The organism is Pseudomonas sp. BP6 (genome assembly GCF_017875935.1).
Lineage (GTDB): Bacteria > Pseudomonadota > Gammaproteobacteria > Pseudomonadales > Pseudomonadaceae > Aquipseudomonas > Aquipseudomonas putida_Y.
The window spans coordinates 2300337-2318855 of record NZ_JAGINI010000001.1 but is presented as its reverse complement, the minus strand read 5'-3'; the positions used below and the strand labels follow the sequence as shown (position 1 = coordinate 2318855).

Genomic DNA, 18519 nt, shown 5'->3' with positions numbered 1-18519 from the left:
GAAGTCTCTCTTGTGCTTCATTGAATGGCCGGCCTTTAGAATGGGCCTTCCAGATCCTGCAGCAGGTGTTCGAGCTCCGGGGCAGCCTCCATCAAGGCCTTGCCCACAGTACTACGCACCCTCTCGAAATCCACCCCGAGTACGGCCGCGCCGCAATTCAGGCCCATGACCGTGCCCTGACGCCCTACTCTGATCGGGCAACCGATCCCATAGGTATCGCGCTGGTAGCCGCCGACCACCAGACAGCAGCCGCTGTCAGCCATGTGGGAAAAACTGGTACCCATGGCCTCACGGACCTTGGCAAAGCCTGCTCCCATGCGCTGCGCCATGCGGGCGATCAAGGCTTCACGCTCCTCTACCGGCAAGCCCCACAGGTAGCCATGACCAATCGCCGTGCTCGCCATTGGCAGCATCGAGCCCACACCCAGACGCAAGGTGGAGATGTTGCGGCCCGAGCAATAGGTGACGTAGAGCATCTCCAGCTGATCCGGCATGGCCAGGGCTACCGAGACGTTGAGTCGGTCCGCCAGTGCCTGCATGAACGGCTGGGCTCGCTGCACCAGGGGGCTGGACTCCAGCAACGCCTGGCCGATCCCAAGCGGCCCTGTACTCAGTTCGAACTGGCGACCGCCGCTGGCGTGCTGCAAGAAGCCGGAGAACATCAAGGTCGTGGTCAGTCGCGAGACGGTCGATTTGGGCAAACCGGTACGTGCGACGATCTCGGCGTTCGACAGCGGCGCCCGCTCGCCACGGAACGCGCGCAACACCTGAAGCCCACGGCTGACGGTAAGCAGTGCATCGGCACTATCGTGATCGCTGGTCATGGCCGAGCTCCGTTAGAGGTCACCGCTGGAGTCGTCCAGCGAGCGTTTGATCTGGTTGGCCAGCGCCAAAAGTTGTGGGCCCAGCTCCCGCGCCACCCGCGCCTTGGTCATCTGCCCCAGCGACCCCAGGCAAGTCAGGACGAACAGGCCGCGCCCGGGCAAACTCAGCGGTACCGAGATGATCCCCAGGTCGCGCTCCCACTTGCTCAGCGAGTAGCAAAAACCCATCGCACGCAATTGACGGATTGCCTCGCTGAGGTTCGGCTCCGGTTCTGTCCAGCCTTCGGGCATGCGTCGAGCGATATTTTCCAGCAAGTAGGCACGTTCCAACGGCGGCAGAGAGGCCAGCAAAGTCACGCCCATCTGCGTCGAGGAGATGGCGATACGCGTGCCGACGTTCAGACCGTTGCGCCGGAAGCTGCCGTTGCCGGTACAACTCTCCAGGGCGATCAGGTCCAGGCGGTCACGCATGGCCAGCAATACCGTGACGTTGTTGGCACAGGCGAAACGCACCAGGTCCTCACGCACCAGGCGTTGCACGTCGGAGTGCGAGGTGGCGGCATATCCCAGCGACAACACGGCTGCGGCCAGTCGATACTGACGCAGGCTGGCGTTGTAGTTGAGAAAACCCAACGATACTAGCGAGCGCAGGAAGCGACTGACCGTGGAGGCCGGCATCCCGGTACGGTCGGCGATGTCCTTGTTGCCCAACCAGCCGTCATGGGCACTGAAGGCCGAGAGCACCTCCAGCGCCCGCACCACCGGCATGACCATGCCCGACCTCGGCAACTGGGGTTCGCGCAGGCTGAGCAATGCTTCATGGTGCAGCCCGCCGCTCATGGGTTCGGCCTTGGTCATGACGGCAACCTCCCTACACGTCGGTGTTGTCCGGGAATTTCGGCGCACGCTTCTCCCGATAGGCCCGCACGCCCTCCTTCACTTCCTCGCCACCAAAGCCAAGCATCTCCAGAGCCAGCGAGGCATCGAAGATCGGCCCGGCCTGGCGCAGCCAGTTGTTGAGCGAGTATTTGGTCCAGCGGATCGCCGACTGGGCACCCTCGGCCAGGCGTGTGGCCACCTCCAGGGCGCGGGCCTGCAACTGTTCGCCATCGACGCAGAGCGACACCAGGCCAATACGCTCGGCCTCCTCGCCATTGAGCGATTCGCACAGCAGCAAGTGATACTTGGCCTTGGCCATACCGCACAGCAGTGGCCAGACAATCGCAGCGTGATCGCCAGCGGCCACGCCCAGACGGGTGTGACCATCTACGATCTTCGCGTCTTTCGCCGCGATGGAGATGTCGGCGAGCAAGGCAGCCACCAGTCCGGCACCCACAGCCGGGCCATGGATCGCCGAAACGATAGGTTTGTTGCAGTTGATGATGTTGTAGACCAGGTCCTTGGACTCGCGCCACACGCGGCAGCGGTATTCGAACGAATCGATCATGCCCTCGACGATCTGGAAATCCCCGCCGGCAGAGAACGCCTTGCCGGCGCCGCAGATGATCACCGTATTGACGCTGTCGTCAGCCTCGATATCGCGCCATACCCGGGTCAGCTCGGCATGCCCGGCTTCGTCCAGAGCATTCAGGCGTTCCGGGCGGTTGAGCGTGATGCGCAGCACCCGAGGCGCCGGGCGGTCGAATGCCAGGCGTTGATAGTCGCAATAGTCGATCTGTTTGTGCATTGTGGTGTTCCTTTTTATCAGCTTGTAGGCGACTAGGCCTGGATGGCCTGGCGGATTAGATCCAGGGCTGCCGGGTTGTCCAGCGACGAGGTATCCCCCAGCGGCATGCCGTTGCAGAGGTTGCGAATGACCCTTCGCATCACCTTGGAGCTGCGAGTCTTGGGCAGCAGACTAACGAAATAGGCCGCCGCAGGCACAAAGGGTTTGCCCATGCGCGCTTGCACGTGGGCAGCAATGCGCTGCCGCAGCGCAGCCTGGTCGCCCGAGGCACCGGGTGCAATCAAGAACACCACCAGCTTCTGGCCTTTGCTGTCGTCCTTTACGCCGACCGCAGCAGCTTCGCTGATCTCATCGAGCTCCAGCAGCACTTCTTCGATTTCCGCTGGCCCGACACGCTTGCCGGCCAGCTTGATGGTGTCGTCGGAGCGGCCCAGCATGTAGAAGCTACCGTCCTTGAGCATGGCCAGGTCGCCATGAACCCAAAGACCGGGGAGGGTGCGCCAGTACGAGTCCAGATAACGCTCATCGTCCTGCCAGAAGGACTGGGTCATGCCCACGAACGGTCGGCGAACGACCAGCTCGCCCGGCTCGCCTGCCACTGCCTGCCCCGCGCTGTCCGCGACGGTGACATCTACCCCGGGCGAGGCGGTGTTGAAGCCTGAGGGGCTGATCGGGCGGATCACCACACTCGACAGCAGCGCACCGGAAACCTCGGTACCGCCGGTGTAGTTGATGACCGGACTGCGGCCTCTGCCGAAGTGCGCCTGGAACCAACAGAAATGCTCGGGGTCGATGCCCTCGCCTGCCGTGATCAGTAGGCGTACCGAAGAAGTATCGGCAGCACAGGCCACGGCCTCGTTGACCGCCAGGCCACGGATCAGGGTCGGTGCCGAGCCGAAATGTGTCACCCGATGGGTTTCGATCAGCCGGCCCATGCGCGACCAGTCGGGAAAATCCGGCGCACCGTCATAGCAAACCAGGGTCGCGCCACGCATCAGGGCACTGCACAACACCAGGGAGCCGGCGATCCAGCCCATGTCGGCAGGCCAGCAGAACACATCACCGGGTTTGACGTTGAAGTGGATCGCAGCGTCGTGGGCAATCTTCAAAGCAAAGCCGCCGTGCACATGCACCGTGCCTTTGGGCTTGCCGGTGGTGCCGGAGGTGTAGACGATCATGAACGGATCATTGGGCGACATGCTCGCAGCCGCTTTTTCCAGCCCTCGCCCCTGCACCAGAACCTGCATCCAGTCACGGCTGCCGTCGACCACCGGCGCTACGCCATCGACATCATGGACCACCAGGATTTCCAAGATGGGCAGCTCTGTGCGAGCAGCTTGCACCAGCGCCAGTGTATCCACCCGCTTGCCGCGCCGATCGAAACCGGCACTGGCGATCAGCGCCTTGGCCGAGCAGGCGGAAAGCCGTGATTTGATGGCATCGACACCAAAGCCACTGAACAAGGGCACGGCAATGGCGCCCATGTAGGCGATAGCCAGTAGGGTGACAGTGGCTTCTAGGCCGTTGGACATCAACAGACCAATACGATCCCCACGCTTGAGGCCGTTGGCCTCCAGGCCTGCGGCGAAGGCGCGGACCTGCCCTGCGAGCTCTGCGTAAGTGGCACGGTTCACTTGGCCATTCTCACGTTCGGCAATCACTGCAGGCACGGCACCTTGACGCTCGCCCATGGCAAGGATGGACTGCACCCAGTTCAGTCGTCCGCCCGGGAACCAACTAGGGAACTCCCTGCCGCGACTGTCGTCCAGGTAGCCCTCGAACGGCTTTTCCCAGGCAATACCACAGTAGTTCGAGACCATCCGCCAGTAAGCGAGCGGGTCAGCCAGGGCGCGAGCCTGGAATTGCTCGTAGTCCGGAGTACCGAGTCGGTGCATCATTTCGGTCACGTTGGCGCTGGCGATGTCTTCAGCGCTTGGTTGCCATACCGAGGGCGAGCTGTCGTTCATGTTGCGTCACATCTCCAGTCGATTTCGGTGGCCCGGTGAGGGTGCCACTCGGATTTTGTTTTCAGATCTGGTCGTTTATTCATTAACCGCCCAGGAAGCGGTAGCGTCAAAGCAAGTGGTCGGATTGTTCCGTACTTCGGAATATCAGGGCTGTTGCCACGATGCCCGCCCGTGACTGATCACCAACACCTCACGTTCCACTACCCAGACACGGAAGGCGCCGTCGCGCCAGATTTCGCAACGCAAGGTTTCCCCGGGGTAGACCGGCGCAGCGAAGCGCAAGGACATTTCTCGCAGACGCCCTCCCTGGTAGTCGCACAGGCTGCGTACCAACGCATGACACACCACCCCGAAGGAGCACAACCCATGCAGAATCGGGCGTGGGAAGCCGGCCTTGGCGGCCACCTGTGGATCGGCGTGCAACGGGTTGTGGTCGCCATTCATGCGGTAATACAGCGCTTGCTCGGGGCGGGTTGGCAGATCGACGACGAATGCCGGCTCACCTTCAGGGTGCGGCAGACTGGGGCCTCGTGCCACATCTCCCCCTCCAAATCCCCCGCCGCCGCGAATGAAGGTGGTGTTCACAGTGGAAGCGATCAGCTCGCCATTGGCCGCGTTCTTGAGTGTTTTGCGCGTATAGAGCAGCGCGCCCTGCCCCGGCCCCTTGTCCACGAGGCCATCGATGACTGTTTCACTGGTCAGGTCAGTGTCCACCGGCAATGGCTGATGCAGGGTGAGCGCCTGCTCGCCATGCACCACTTGAGTGGCATCGACGCCAGACCGTGGATCACCCAGCCAGAACCCAGGGTGCGCCAGTACCAAGGCCATGGACGGCAATACCGATATCGCCTGCGTATAGTCGACATAGCGCAACTGGCGCTCATCCTCAGGATCTTGTCCCAGACCTACCGACAGCGCATAGAACGCAGCCTCACGTGCGGCCAGGCGCTGGCGCACGCTCGGGATCGGGTAGCTGAGCAACTGGTCGGCATCGATGGGCATCGCGCCCTCCTGTCTTGATCTTGTGGCAAATGCGTGGTTTCAACATGCGAAATCTTGTTTCAAATTATCGTCAGGGCATTTCCCACCCCGGCACAACCGCCAGAGAGGGTGCGTTCCGAAGAGCGGAATGACCTTTTGACCGAATCCCGCCACTTGTTGCGCCAGGCGGAACAATGACGTTTCGCACATTGAAATATCGTTTCGCATTTTCAATGATCCCGACACAGGCGGCGGCGCTGCGGCAACGCCCCGCTTCCCAACATTCGCCGCTCAGCCCTGTCAGGAGAAATCGAAAGTGGAACGCGAATATATGGAATTCGACGTGGTCATCGTCGGTGCCGGCCCGGGAGGCCTGTCCGCCGCCTGCCGCCTGAAGAAGAAGGCCGCCGAAGCCGGTAGCGAGATCAGCGTCTGCGTGGTGGAAAAAGGCTCCGAAGTAGGCGCTCATATTCTCTCCGGCGCGGTGTTCGAACCCCGCGCCCTGAACGAGCTGTTCCCCGACTGGAAGGAACTCGGCGCGCCGCTCAACACCGAAGTGAAGCGCGACGATATCTATGTGCTCAAGGACGCCGGCAGCTCGACCAAGGTCCCGGACCTGTTCGTGCCCAAGACCATGCACAACCACGGTAACTACATCATTTCCCTGGGCAACCTGTGCCGCTGGCTGGCCCAGCAGGCCGAGAACCTGGGTGTGGAAATCTACCCGGGCTTCGCCGCCCAGGAAGCGCTGTTCGACGAAAACGGCGTGGTCCGCGGCATTGTCACCGGCGACCTGGGTGTCGACCGTGAAGGCAACCCGAAGGACGGCCTGTATACCCCAGGCATGGAACTGCGTGCCAAGTACACCCTGTTCGCCGAAGGCTGCCGCGGCCATATCGGCAAGCAGCTGATCAAGCGCTTCAACCTCGACAGCGAATCCGACGTCCAGCACTACGGCATCGGCCTGAAGGAAATCTGGGAAATCGACCCGGCCAAGCATGAGCAGGGCCTGGTGGTGCACACCGCCGGCTGGCCGCTGGACGTGGTGGCCAAGGACAACACCGGTGGCTCGTTCCTTTACCACCTGGAAAACAACCAGGTGGTGGTCGGCCTGATCGTCGACCTGTCCTACGCCAACCCGTACCTGTCGCCATTCGACGAATTCCAGCGCCTCAAGCACCACCCGGTGATGAGCCAGTACCTCGAAGGCGGCAAGCGCATCAGCTACGGTGCCCGGGCCATCTGCAAAGGCGGCCTGAACTCGCTGCCGAAAATGGTCTTCAACGGCGGCGCGCTGATCGGTTGCGATCTCGGCACCCTGAACTTCTCCAAGATCAAGGGCAGCCACACCGCCATGAAGTCCGGCATGCTCGCCGCTGAAGCGGTGGCCGAGGCCCTGGCGGCCGGCCGCGAGGGTGGTGACCAGCTCGACGGTTATGTCAGCGCGTTCAAGGCCAGCTGGCTGTACGAGGAACTGTTCGCCAGCCGCAACTTCGGCCCGGCCATGCACAAGTTCGGCCCCCTGCTGGGCGCAGCCTTCAACTATGTCGACCAGAACTGGTTCGGCGGCAAGCTGCCATTCACCCTGCACGACACCAAGCCGGACTATGCCTGCCTCAAGCTTGCGTCAGAGTCGAAAAAAATCGACTACCCGAAACCGGACGGCAAGCTCAGCTTCGACAAGCTCAGCTCGGTATTCCTCTCCAGCACCAACCACGAAGAGGAACAACCTTGCCACCTGAAGCTGGCCGACCCGAACGTGCCAACCGCCAGCAACCTGCCGCTGTACGACGAACCGGCCCAGCGTTACTGCCCGGCCGGCGTATACGAGGTGGTCACCCAGGAAGACGGCGCCAAACGCTTCCAGATCAACGCGCAGAACTGCGTGCACTGCAAGACCTGCGACATCAAGGACCCGGCCCAGAACATCACCTGGGTTACCCCTGAAGGCGCAGGCGGGCCCACCTATCCAAACATGTGAGAAAACGGCCGTTTCACCTGCGTGCCAATCATCGATGAGCACGCTGGCGGGCAACCTGCTCTGCGGTCACCACGCCAGCCTTGATCAGATTGGGCAGAGCATCGCCACTGACCACCACCACGTCATAACCGGTACGGCCGGCCATGAGCTTGCTTTGCATTACATCGACGCTGTCGAAGGTATCCAGCACCAAGGAATTACCAGAGTCTCGCCCAAATGCTTTGGGTGTTTCCGGCTCGATGAAGTCGTACCAATTGTAGAGGTGCACACTAGAAGTCGCCGCTGTGGCGACGCTACCCATTATTCCCAGCAGCAGGGCCAGGCCAAGTTTCACTGACTTCGATTGCATGAATACGCTCCTGGCGGGTCGTCAGCATCGGGACGACGACCGGCACGTGCAGGGTTCTTGTTGTTGGATGATTGATCGGTGCTGCCTAGGGAGTCAGCAACGAGCGGCGACCATCGGGATGGTCTGTTCGGCGTGGTGGATATGAAGGGCTAGCGCTCAAGACTCCAATTCGATCAATCCAGGCACAGGCTTGCGAAATCCCATCGTGATCCACATCAGGTACAACCCACCAAATACCAGCCAGCCTGCACCCACCACGATCACCGCGGTACTCAAAAGCGAAAGCAGATAGAGGTTCACACCAATGGCCAACATCGGAAACACTACGAAACTGCTTACACTCAACCGCTGCATATGCCGCTCGCGCATGTAGTAGCCAATCACGCAGGAGTTGACTGCAGCAAAGGCTAGGAAGGCACCGAAATTGATGAGCGAAGTGGCCGAACCGACATCCGCGAAAATGCCGACCAAACCCACGCCTGCGATCAGCAGGAGGTTGACCTTCGGTGTCTGGCTCGGGCCCTGTAAACGCGCGAAGTAACGTCGAGGCAGCACGTCCTCACGCCCCATGAAATACAGCAAGCGGCTGGCACTGACCTGCACAGCCAGGCATGAAGCAAAGCCACCAATGATCCCGCCCAGGTTGATGAAGTCAGCAAAGAACTGCCCGCCTACGGCAATCGACATCGAATAGGTGGCAGTTTCCGGATCATCGAATAGGCCGCCGGGATGGCTCAGTTGTAGAATGTAGGCCACCGCTGTGAACAACAGTCCTCCCAGACAAACCACCAGGATCACCGCACGTGGGATATCGCGCTGCGGTTGCTCGGCTTCTTCGGCGAGGGTGGTCACCGCGTCGAACCCCAGGAAGGAGTAGGCCGCGATCGCGGCCGCAGCGGTCAACCCGGCAAGGCTGCTGTCAGTATTCCACACCGCCTGGGTGAAGCCCACCTGCGGCTGGCCCGCCAAGTATTTCAGGCAGTAGCCCACGAACAACAGCACCAGCATCACACTCAGCGCGGTGAGCAGCTTGTTCAACCTGTCGGTCAGCGCCATGCCACTGACATTCACCGCCGTGGTCAGGCCGATGTTGATCAGTAGCCAGCCCCAGGTTGGCACCATCGGGAACTGCGCGTTGAGGAACACCGATTGCAGCAGCCAAGCCACCATAGGCATGAACAGGTACGCCAGCAGCACTGTCCAGCCGACTAAGAACCCACAGCTGGGGCCTAGCAGGCGCTTGGCGTAGTAGTAGGCCGAACCTGACACCGGGAACAGCCGCGAGAGTTTGGCGTAGCTTAGCGCCGACAGCAGCATCGCCCCTGTGGCCAGCAGGAAGGCCGTGGGCGCGATGCCTTGACTGCTTTCGGCAATCACGCCGAAGATCACCATCACCAGACTTGGGCACATATACGCGAGGCCAAAAACCACCAGCGAGGTGAGCGACAATTTGAAGGGTATGGAAATCGGCTCAGGCATCGGCGGCCTCCCCGCTTGCAGTAATGCGGCCAGGGGCCTGGTCAGAAATGGAATGGGCCATCGGTCATCCTCTCTTGTGTTCTTGTCGGAGGCTGAGAACGGGCTCCCGGAGCGTGAGCAACGGAAGGCATGGGCTGCGCGCGCAAGGGCGTCAGCCACTCAAGTATGCGGATCCGTGCGCCAATTCCTATAACGCCGAATGATTAACCCTAGGGTTATCAAGGGGTGAGACGCAGGCTCCTGAGGTCCCCGCCAGCCAGGAACAACAACGAGAAAAGTTCGCTCTGGGAGTTCACGTCCAGCTTGCGATAGACATTGCGTCTATGAACCTTCACCGTCTCCACAGAGAGCTTGAGCTTAGCCGCCGCCTCTTTGTTGGAGTGCCCGGAAAGAATCAGCCGTACCACGTCCAACTCTCGTGCGGTGAGCACCGACTCCAACTGCTGGCGCGCCTCGTCGCGACCATGAGTGCAATCCAGCGCCGATTTCGCAGGCGCCCGCTCCGGCAGGCCCTCGAAGTGCAGGCGTTGACGCATCAGGCCGATCAGCCAGGGCCGCACCAGCTCCAGCACGGCAAGCTGTTCGGCGTTGAAACGCCGACAAGCGCCCAGCGACAGGCACAGCGTTCGCCCCTCTCCCACCGTAGCGTTGAACTGCACCTCGTCGGCGACTACGTTGTGGGTGAAATACAGGCGGTAGTAGTCGGTCTGGTGGAAGTGCTCCGGGGCGATGTCGGCCAGCCGCACCAGAGCGGTCACGGGATGCTCACGACTGTTGAGGTAGAACGGGTCCAGCAGGTACAGGCCATTGGCATACTCGCTTACCAGTGGATCGACGCCCTCCCGGCCGTAGGGGCTCTGATCGAAGATCAGCGGTTTGTCGTGGCTGAACAGCAAGGCGACCCAGGAGTCCACCTCGACGAAGTCGCCCACTAGCGTTGCCAGCGTGCGCCAGAAACTGGGCCGATCGAGGTGCTCAATGCATTGGCCGATGCCCTGATGCCATGAAAGATCCTGCAAACTCAGGCCCATGCCTACCCCCTGGGTTAACCACTCAGCGTGATTGTTTTAATAGTCGTTGTTTTCATACTTGCATCACCTTTTACAAAAGTCACCCGACCACAATCGGTCGGACACTATAAGATGGATGGCCCATGAAGATCGAAGTGGTACAAACAACGACACGCGATGGCGACACGCCCTACAACCTCAAGTGCATCCTGGAGGCGATTGGCCAGTGTGCACCGGACACCGACATCGTGCTGTTCCCCGAGTCGCACCTGACCGGCTTCCTCAGCCAGGAGGACGTGGGCATGCTATCCGAGGCCATTGAGGGCGAGGCCGTGCAGACGGTGGTCGAAGCGGCACGCCGGAACAATGTGGCGGTGGTGCTGGGTCTTTATGAAAATGCCAACGGCACTTTCTACAACACCACGCTGCTTATCGCGCCGGAGGGCATCTTGCTCACCTATCGCAAGACCCACCTGTGGGTGCCGGAGCATGGCATCGTGGTACCGGGGGATCGCTTCGCGACCGTGCAATGGCGAGGCGTGCGCATCGGCCTGCTGATCTGCTATGACAGTGAATTCCCAGAGACCGCGCGGGCGCTGACGGCTCTCGATGCGCAGGTGGTGCTGATCACCGACGGCCTGTCCGAACCGGAGGACAACGTACACCGCGTGTCAGTGATGGCGCGGGCGATGGAGAACCAGATCTTCGCGGTGGTATCCAACCGCGTGGGCAAGGGGCCTGACGGTTGCGTATTTGTCGGCCACAGCCTGGGTGTGGACCCCTTTGGCAAGACCCTGTTCGAGGCAGGCAGGGGTGAGTCACGTCACACCGTGACCCTGGACCTGTCGCAGATCGATAGGGCCCGAGCCTTCCACGACTACAGAGCGAACCAGCGCGTTGCGTTGCCTGGGGAGCGGGTCGAGCATGCCAATGGCCTACGGGAATTGATCATCAGCTGAGGCCGTCTTAGACACCGTGCTTGTTATCACGCATTGGACGCGACAATCTGTGTACTTTCATGTCTAGGCCCTTGGCCAGGCTTCGGACGTCGCGTCCATCCCTTGGGCAACCGAGCTGAAGTGGGGCGCCAAAGCGCGGAAAATCACGCCGAACTTCTGGAACTGATCGCGGCACACCCAAGCATGATCAGCGAGAATGCGAGAACCATCGGCGCAACTCCGAATGTGTGAACCAGTGCGCCCAAGGCCAAGGGAAAAATTGTCTGTAGGCAGTTATTAACGGTCATGGACAACCCCACCGACTCATTGACCCGCTCTGCCGGTGCAGTGTCGTAAATCATTGCCAAGGAGACAGGCACACCAACGCCCAATGGCATTCCGAGGAGTAGGCTCAGAGCGCTCAGGGTGACGACCTGATGGGCGAACGGTATCACCGCGTAAATGGCAGCGCCGAGAATCATTGCCACCACCAACGTCGGGCGTGGTCTGGCATACCGGGTCAGAACGGGTGTGAAGAACCTGGAGATGAATGCGCCACCGGCAAACGCGCCGAGCAACCAACCGGCTTCAATGGGCGAGATGCCATTGGCAACCGCGTGCAGTGATATCACAAATGGGAAAATGGTCTGTGCGGCGAAGAAGAGGCTGCTCACCAGTATCCAAACCATCAGGCCAGGCACACGCAACAACGGATAGATGCCCTGACGGGCCACTCTCTCCACGGGCCCACGACGCTCGTGCCTGAAATGATGCTGACGAAGACTGATCGCGAGAATCGACAGTACGGAAAATCCTCCAAGCAAAGTGATTGCAGCGACCGAACCATGATGCTGGTACATCGCCCCTGCCGACACTGGAGCCACCAGCTGGAATAGCGAATAACTGAGGATCAAGTACCCCAGATATCGAGGGCGTTGCGCTTCTGTCGCAATCGAGCCGACAGCACGGGTGGCAGCCATGTGGGTCAACACCGCGCCTGCCCCTACGAGACCTGCAACGACCACAAGCGCGTAGTAACTCGGGAATACCCAGAACGTCAACGTTGCACCAACGATGAGCAGTGCGGCGCTCATGATCGGCATCAAGGTTCCCGCACGGTCCAGCCAGCGCCCGAATGACACGCTAAAGACCATGGGGACAGCGGTGAACGCCGCAGCAATGACGCCCACAAGCGTAGCGCTTGCGCCCAGCGAGAGTGCGATCAAAGGTACTATCAGTCGCGCCGAGCCCAGCGCAGAAATATTCAGCCCTGCAATCGCCAAGGTACCCATGAAACTCAACCTGTCACGGATGCTCATCCGGTCTGGTCGATACTGCTGGATCTGCCCCATAATACTTCGCTCCACTCCAATCCCGTCGAACCAGACAGCAGCACTGCATTGCGGGGACGGGGGCGGCATCTCGCCTCAAATCCCAGCCCCGTCGATATGGCACTGGGGCACGTGATGCCTGGTTATTATTGTTGGATGGTTAGCGATCGCAGCGATCGATCCAACTGGCAATGCATGAAGTGCCGCTTCCCAAGCGATGAATTGCCCTTAAGTCCTCGTAAGAGCGCGCCCTTCACCGAGGAGCGTGCAGCGCAGGAAGTAACGATCCATTCATTTCGAAACGAAAGGTTTGAAGAGGTACCCGCCTTCTTCAGTTGAGCAAATTTGACCGAACGAAGGTGTGCTGAAGTGAATCCCCGCAAGCAATGTCGGCGTGTCAGCGCATGTCGAGAGCAGCGTCTCCCTTGTCATAGTGGACTGACGCTGGTCATGATCACTCACGGTAGCCCAATGCGGCCTTGCGACTTGGCACGGGTGGTGAAACGCATCACCTGCAATGATGATATCGCCACAGCCGCTATCGATCATGACGGCGATATGCGAGTGAGTATGCCCGGGGGTCGCCAGGATGGAGATGCCGTCACCCAGCTCACACGGTGCATCGACGAGGTTCACCAGCCCAGCCTCGACCACCGGGTGGATGGACTCGCCAAACGAGACAGAATGCATGTCTTGCGGGCTCTGCTGAGCAGCCTCTAGCCAATATTCATACTCACCCCGGGCAAAATGGTACTTGGCATTAGGGAAAGTAGGCAGCCACCGGCCCTCGTGTAGATAGGTGTTCCAACCCACATGGTCGATATGCAGGTGGGTACACAAGACATCGGTCACTTCGCCACGATCGATATCGGCGCGATCCAGCGCTTCGAGAAAACCGGTATCCATATGCTCCCACTCAGCGACCTCCGTGACGGTCTTGTCATTGCCGATGCAGGTATCCACGACCAGCGTGCGCCCATTCAACCTGACGATGAAACATTGAGAGAGCGCATTCAATGAAAAGTCGGCATTACGATAGGGAGGCTTCAACCATTCGATTGCCCGAATATTGTCAGGCGTCGTATCAGGTAGGAGCCAAGCCAGTTGCGGGCCTATTTCCAACTCGATGACCTGGAGGATTTCAGCAGCACCTATCTGCGTACGCACTACCTCTAATTTCATGACACATCCCCTTCAATGGGCCATTTCCGATGTTCAATGTTAGTGCTTTTGCAGTGGCGAAAGACGACACGCCTGACGATCCAGCGCCAGGCGTGCGACGATGAAGAGCTCAGGCCAGGACGATGGTTTTGGACTCCATGAAGGCCAACAAGCCCTCTACCCCGCCCTCACGACCAATTCCAGACTGCTTGAACCCGCCGAAGCCGATCGAAAAATCAGTGCGGGGCCCATTGTGCCCCACAGTACCGGAGCGAAGCTGGCGTGCCACCTGCAACGCCTTTTCACGATCGTTGGTAAAGACCGCAGCATTAAGTCCGAACGGTGTGTCGTTCGCCATGCGAATGGCATCCGCCTCGCTGTCGGCGGGAATGACACACAGCACCGGCCCGAAAATCTCTTCCTGGGCAATGGCGGAGCGATTGTCGACGTTGGCAAAGACCGTAGGCTCGTAGAAGAACCCTTTTTTCGGGTTTTCAGGGCGCTTTCCTCCCGTCACCAGCGTAGCCCCCTCGGCAATACCTTTTGCCACATAACGTTCCACGGTTTCCCGCTGACGCCCGCTGGCGAGCGGGCCGGAGGTCGTATCGTCGGCAAACGGGTCGCCGACGACAATCTTGCGCGCGATGTTCGCCAGCGCCTCGACCATCTGGTCGTGCTTGGCCCGTGGAACGATGACCCTGGTCAGGCTATGGCAGATCTGGCCGGTGTTATAGCCAAAGTAGGAGTTACCCAAAGTGGCGGCGGCCGTTTCGATGTCATAGTCGTCAAGCACCACGGCCGGCGACTTGCCGCCCAGCTCCAGCGTTACGCGGGCGACGCGATCCCCGGCGATGGAGGCGATCCTGCGGCCTGCCCCGGTCGACCCGGTGAAAGTGATCTTGTCCACGCCCGGATGGCGAACCAACTCCTCGGACACATCCCGGTCCGCCGTCACGACGTTGATGACGCCAGAAGGCAACCCGATTTCCTCGCAGATCTGCGCCAGCAGGTACGCCGAACATGGCGCTTCGGGCGGTGATTTGATGACCATCGTGCACCCGGCCAGCAGCGCCGGCGCGGTCTTGTAGGCCATCAACCCCGCAGGACCATTCCAAGGAATGATCTGCCCCACTACACCGACCGGTTCATAAACGCGATAAGCCGGGTTTCCGGTCACCGACTGATGCGCCTCACTGAAGGGAAAGCTCGAGGCCATCGCCGCGTATTGCCGAAACGCGCCACTGATGAACAGGCCGATACGCGGTTGGGCGACCTTGTAGACAATGCCTGTTTCGATAGACCAGATGCGCGCGAACTCGTCATTCAACGCCTCGAGGCGCTCGGCAATTTTCTCTAAATAGACAGCACGCTCCTGTGGGCTCAGGCGCGGCCAGGGCCCGTCGTCGAATGCCTCCCGCGCCGCGTTGATCGCCCGCTGCATATCCTCGGAAGAGGCTTTGGCCACAGTGGCGACGACCTCCTCGGTCGAGCAGTCAAGCACATCGAAGGTTTCAGAGGTGGCGGGCACTACCCACTGCCCACCGATAAATAGCCGATCGGGGTGTTTCAGGGAAATGGTTCTTTTGGTCATGATGATCTCCATTGGGCACCAATGCGCCACTGAACGGTTTGGCCAGAACACAGGGCGGTCAGAAGACGATCACGCCCTTGCCGCCTGTCTGTTGGTTGAAATCGGCATAGGCCTCGCCGGCCTGCTCAAGGGACCACTCGCTGGAAAACAGCTTGTCCACCTCGACACCGTGGGCCGCGATGAAGCGCGCACAGTCACTCATGCCGACCTCCGAAACCGTGAATGTGCCCACCAGGGTTCGCTGCTTGCCGATCAGGTCCTTCATGACATCGAGGCTCAGGTTGCCGCCCACCGACACCAGGGCAATCCGCCCCCAGATGCTGGTGCTGCGCACAGCCTGGTTACGGGGTATCTCACCACCGGCACACTCCATGGCGCAGGAGGCGCCTTTGCCAGCCGTGAGCCTGTGGATCTGCTCGACCGGGTCAGCTCGGCTGGCATCGATGGCATGCGCCACACCAAACGCCTTCGCGTTCTGCACGCGTTCGGCGTTGATATCGACGCCGATCACCTCTACGCCCATGGCGGCAGCCAACTGCGCGGCGGAAAGACCGACGGGCCCCAGACCATAGATCGCCAGCGTGTCGCGAGCGGTGACGCCAAGGCGCAGCAGAGCGCCATAGGCCGTACCCGTGCCACAAGCGATGGCGGCACCGCCCTTGAACGAAATGTCTTGGGGCAGATGGATCAGCGAGGACACCGGCACCTTCATGTAGGTGGCATGCCCGCCGTGGTTGAGTACGCCATAGATGTCGGCGCCGTGATCGCACAACTGGGTCCAGCCGCTACGGCAATGCTCGCAGTGACTGCACCCTTTGTAATGAAAGACAATGACCCGATCGCCCGGCTTGAATGCCCGCGCGTCCACATCAGCCCCCACTGCGGCGATTACCCCACAGGGCTCATGCCCGCCGATGATGTCGTCGCCGCGCATGCGCTCCTTCAGGCCGAGCATACCGAGGGCCTCGTGCATGCCGTGCCGGTAGTAATGCAGATCGGTACCGCACATGCCGGAGGCTTTCATCTCGATGATGGCCTCGCCCGGTCCTGGGGTGGGGTCCGGGAAGTCCTTGACTTGGACTTCGCACTGCCCCTTGAAAATCATGCCTCGCATTCAGCGCCCTCAGCATTAGCTTGATTGTTGTTGGTAGTCGGGTGCTGCCGTTGCGTTTGAATGCCCCTGGACGCTTGCCAGAAGTGAAACAGGCCACGCATCTGGCCAGCACCGGGACAGGCAATATCCCTCTTGCATGAGGCTAAGAGCTTACCGGGCATGGGGCAAACGCGATAAATCGAAGCGTCGATTCGACTAGGGCGAAGCAGTCTCAGGGTTCGCCGAGAGCGAATCGGGGCTTGCGAATTCTTCAGCCGAAACAGCAGGCGCAATCGGCTGCTCTGCTTCATCGTTATCCCAACATCGCACCCGCGCACAACCACGCTCCGGTTAGGTTGCGAACCCGGTGATACATCGCAGAGGAGTGACTCCGTGACCTAACAGACCTGATCAACTCGACGAACCCAAACAGGAATAGAAACAACAACAAGATCATTCCAGTTTCAGAGGTACAGCCATGTTGTTCCGTTCGAAGACACCGTTAAAAAACCGTGCGCCCGCACAACCATCTGCCACTCAGACGCGCCCCGTGCACCAGCGTCCTTCTGTACTTCAATGCGCGACGGTACTGACCCTTGCCAGCTTGTGCAGTGCGTTTCCCGCGGTGGCACAGGATCAAATCAACCTGAAGTTCACTCACCGTTTCTCAGCGAAGCACTATGCCTGGACTCACGGCGGTGGCGTATTCACCCAGGCGGTGGAGAAGGCCTCAAGCGGCAGGGTAACGTTCGAAGTCTACCCCGCCGCACAATTGGGAAAAGACTACTTCAGCCTGCTCCGCTCAGGGCTTGCCGATATAGCTGTTTTCATTCCCGCGTATGAATCGGACAAACTTCCAATGTCCACGGTAGCTGAACTGCCGAACATGTACAGCAACATATGCCAGGGTACTCGCACGCTGGCGACCATGATCAGTGACACCGGCACCATCGGTAAATCCGAGTACAACCGCCACGGGCTTCACGTGCTGTTCGTGACCCTGATGCCACCCTATACCTTCATGACCTCGAAGCAACCGACCGCCAGCCTGGAGGCAATGGAGGGGTTGAAGATCCGCGGCGCCGGGGCGGCCATGACAAAGACGGTACAGGCTCTGGGCGCGGTGCCCGTGCAGATCTCCGCTTCGGAGGTCTACGAAGCATTGTCGCGTGGCACCATCGACGGCGCCGTCTACCCCTATAACGCGCTGACGCCTTACGCCCTCGAAAACCAGCTCAAGTACTCCGTAGACGGTGTAAGCCTGGGTGGAACGGCCGTGGTGTATGCAATGAACAGCAAAAAGTGGAATGCGCTGCCCGCGGATGTGAAAACCATCATGAATCAAGCAGCGCAGTCCACCCAGGCCTCACTGTGCCAATGGCTGGATGAGGAAAACGTCAGGATCAAAAACCAGATCGTCAAGGACAATGGCCACATCGTGACACAGTTGCCAGCCGACGATCTGGCCAAGCTGACGCTCGCCATGCAACAGGTCAAGGAAAGCTGGGCGCAGGTCATGGATGCAGCCCATCACGACGGCAGTGCACTGCTTGAGGAATACCACCAGCTGTTCGTGGCTTCAGAACAATAACCCGCCGCTTACCTGAGAGCCTTTCCATGAAATCGACAATTCAAGCCCTCGAAAAGTCCAGCACACTGCTTGCGGGTACCTGCTTGCTGATCACCATGTTGCTAATCAGCGCCGACGCGGTTGCCCGCTACATGTTCCACTCACCCATTCCCTGGACAATGGACGTCATCAGCTACTACCTCATGGTAGTTATTTCCTACCTGGCGATCTCCGATACCTTCCGGCATGGCGACCATATCCAACTGGACCTGTTCCTCACTCGCATGGGGCCGCGCACCAAGCTGATTTCAGATACCGCTTGCTCGCTCCTGGCCGCCTGCGTGTTTGTGGTTATCGCCATTGGCAGCACCTTCAACATGATCGAGTCGTTCAAGGCAGCCGAGTTTCTCACGGGTTACGTCAACTGGCCGGTCTGGTTGAGCTACTTGCCCATCAGTATCGGCAGTGGGCTGCTGTCCTTGCGACTGATTCATCACTGCTCGCTGCTATTGAGCAGTGGCCAGGATGCGTCTCTCGAACAACCCGAGGAAGCCTGA

General features: G+C 60.1%; 15 protein-coding genes and 1 pseudogene. 4 read left to right on the top strand and 12 right to left on the bottom strand.

Going from position 1 to position 18519, the window contains the following annotated elements; translation table 11 throughout:
• Positions 1-35: 35 nt before the first annotated feature.
• The 5 genes from J3A98_RS10575 to J3A98_RS10555 form a co-directional block, all read right to left on the bottom strand.
• Positions 36-824, bottom strand: coding sequence for an IclR family transcriptional regulator (locus J3A98_RS10575; RefSeq protein ID WP_209965958.1), 789 nt, complete (start codon positions 822-824; stop codon positions 36-38).
• 12 nt (positions 825-836) lie between these two features.
• Positions 837-1682 (bottom strand): IclR family transcriptional regulator, encoded by an 846-nt coding sequence (locus J3A98_RS10570; protein ID WP_209965957.1) that lies wholly within the window; start codon positions 1680-1682, stop codon positions 837-839.
• Between the two features lie 13 nt (positions 1683-1695).
• Positions 1696-2511 carry an enoyl-CoA hydratase/isomerase family protein gene (locus J3A98_RS10565; protein WP_209965954.1) on the bottom strand — a complete coding sequence of 272 codons (816 nt, stop codon included), beginning with the start codon at positions 2509-2511 and terminating at the stop codon, positions 1696-1698.
• A 32-nt stretch (positions 2512-2543) separates the two neighbouring features.
• Positions 2544-4478, bottom strand: coding sequence for an AMP-binding protein (locus tag J3A98_RS10560; RefSeq protein WP_209965952.1), 1935 nt, complete (start codon positions 4476-4478; stop codon positions 2544-2546).
• Positions 4479-4622: 144 nt separating this feature from the next.
• On the bottom strand, positions 4623-5480 hold the full coding sequence (locus J3A98_RS10555; protein ID WP_209965950.1) for a MaoC family dehydratase: 858 nt from the start codon (positions 5478-5480) through the stop codon (positions 4623-4625).
• 295 nt (positions 5481-5775) lie between these two features.
• Between J3A98_RS10555 and J3A98_RS10550 the strand changes: the two genes are divergently transcribed.
• Positions 5776-7440, top strand: coding sequence for an electron transfer flavoprotein-ubiquinone oxidoreductase (locus J3A98_RS10550; RefSeq protein ID WP_209965948.1), 1665 nt, complete (start codon positions 5776-5778; stop codon positions 7438-7440).
• Positions 7441-7480: 40 nt separating this feature from the next.
• Here the strand turns inward: J3A98_RS10550 and J3A98_RS10545 are convergent.
• The 3 genes and pseudogenes from J3A98_RS10545 to J3A98_RS10535 all read right to left on the bottom strand — a co-directional run.
• Positions 7481-7741 (bottom strand): annotated as a pseudogene (locus J3A98_RS10545) (hypothetical protein); the annotation flags it as partial.
• 204 nt (positions 7742-7945) lie between these two features.
• Entirely contained in the window at positions 7946-9427 is a 1482-nt protein-coding gene (locus J3A98_RS10540; protein WP_348635622.1) for an APC family permease, read from the bottom strand.
• 59 nt (positions 9428-9486) lie between these two features.
• Entirely contained in the window at positions 9487-10299 is an 813-nt protein-coding gene (locus J3A98_RS10535) for a LuxR C-terminal-related transcriptional regulator (RefSeq protein ID WP_209965944.1), read from the bottom strand.
• A gap of 122 nt (positions 10300-10421) precedes the next feature.
• On the opposite strand from J3A98_RS10535, the gene J3A98_RS10530 reads away from it, so the two are divergent.
• Complete coding sequence (locus tag J3A98_RS10530; RefSeq protein ID WP_209965942.1) at positions 10422-11237, top strand: carbon-nitrogen hydrolase family protein; 816 nt, start codon at positions 10422-10424, stop codon at positions 11235-11237.
• A gap of 143 nt (positions 11238-11380) precedes the next feature.
• On the opposite strand, the gene J3A98_RS10525 is transcribed toward J3A98_RS10530, so the two are convergent.
• From J3A98_RS10525 to J3A98_RS10510, 4 genes are all read right to left on the bottom strand, one after another.
• A complete protein-coding gene (locus tag J3A98_RS10525; RefSeq protein ID WP_209965940.1) occupies positions 11381-12568 on the bottom strand; it encodes an MFS transporter in 1188 nt (395 codons plus the stop codon).
• Between the two features lie 270 nt (positions 12569-12838).
• A complete protein-coding gene (locus J3A98_RS10520) occupies positions 12839-13729 on the bottom strand; it encodes an MBL fold metallo-hydrolase (RefSeq protein WP_209965938.1) in 891 nt (296 codons plus the stop codon).
• Between the two features lie 109 nt (positions 13730-13838).
• Positions 13839-15299: an aldehyde dehydrogenase gene (locus J3A98_RS10515; RefSeq protein ID WP_245355146.1), complete on the bottom strand. Its 1461-nt coding sequence runs from the start codon at positions 15297-15299 to the stop codon at positions 13839-13841.
• A gap of 58 nt (positions 15300-15357) precedes the next feature.
• The gene (locus J3A98_RS10510) at positions 15358-16413 is read right to left on the bottom strand and encodes a zinc-binding dehydrogenase (protein WP_209965934.1); all 1056 of its coding nucleotides are present in this window, start codon (positions 16411-16413) and stop codon (positions 15358-15360) included.
• A 457-nt stretch (positions 16414-16870) separates the two neighbouring features.
• On the opposite strand from J3A98_RS10510, the gene dctP reads away from it, so the two are divergent.
• Together dctP and J3A98_RS10500 are read left to right on the top strand one after the other, a co-directional pair.
• On the top strand, positions 16871-17983 hold the full coding sequence (dctP, locus tag J3A98_RS10505) for a TRAP transporter substrate-binding protein DctP (RefSeq protein ID WP_209965932.1): 1113 nt from the start codon (positions 16871-16873) through the stop codon (positions 17981-17983).
• 26 nt (positions 17984-18009) lie between these two features.
• Positions 18010-18519 (top strand): TRAP transporter small permease, encoded by a 510-nt coding sequence (locus tag J3A98_RS10500; protein WP_209965930.1) that lies wholly within the window; start codon positions 18010-18012, stop codon positions 18517-18519.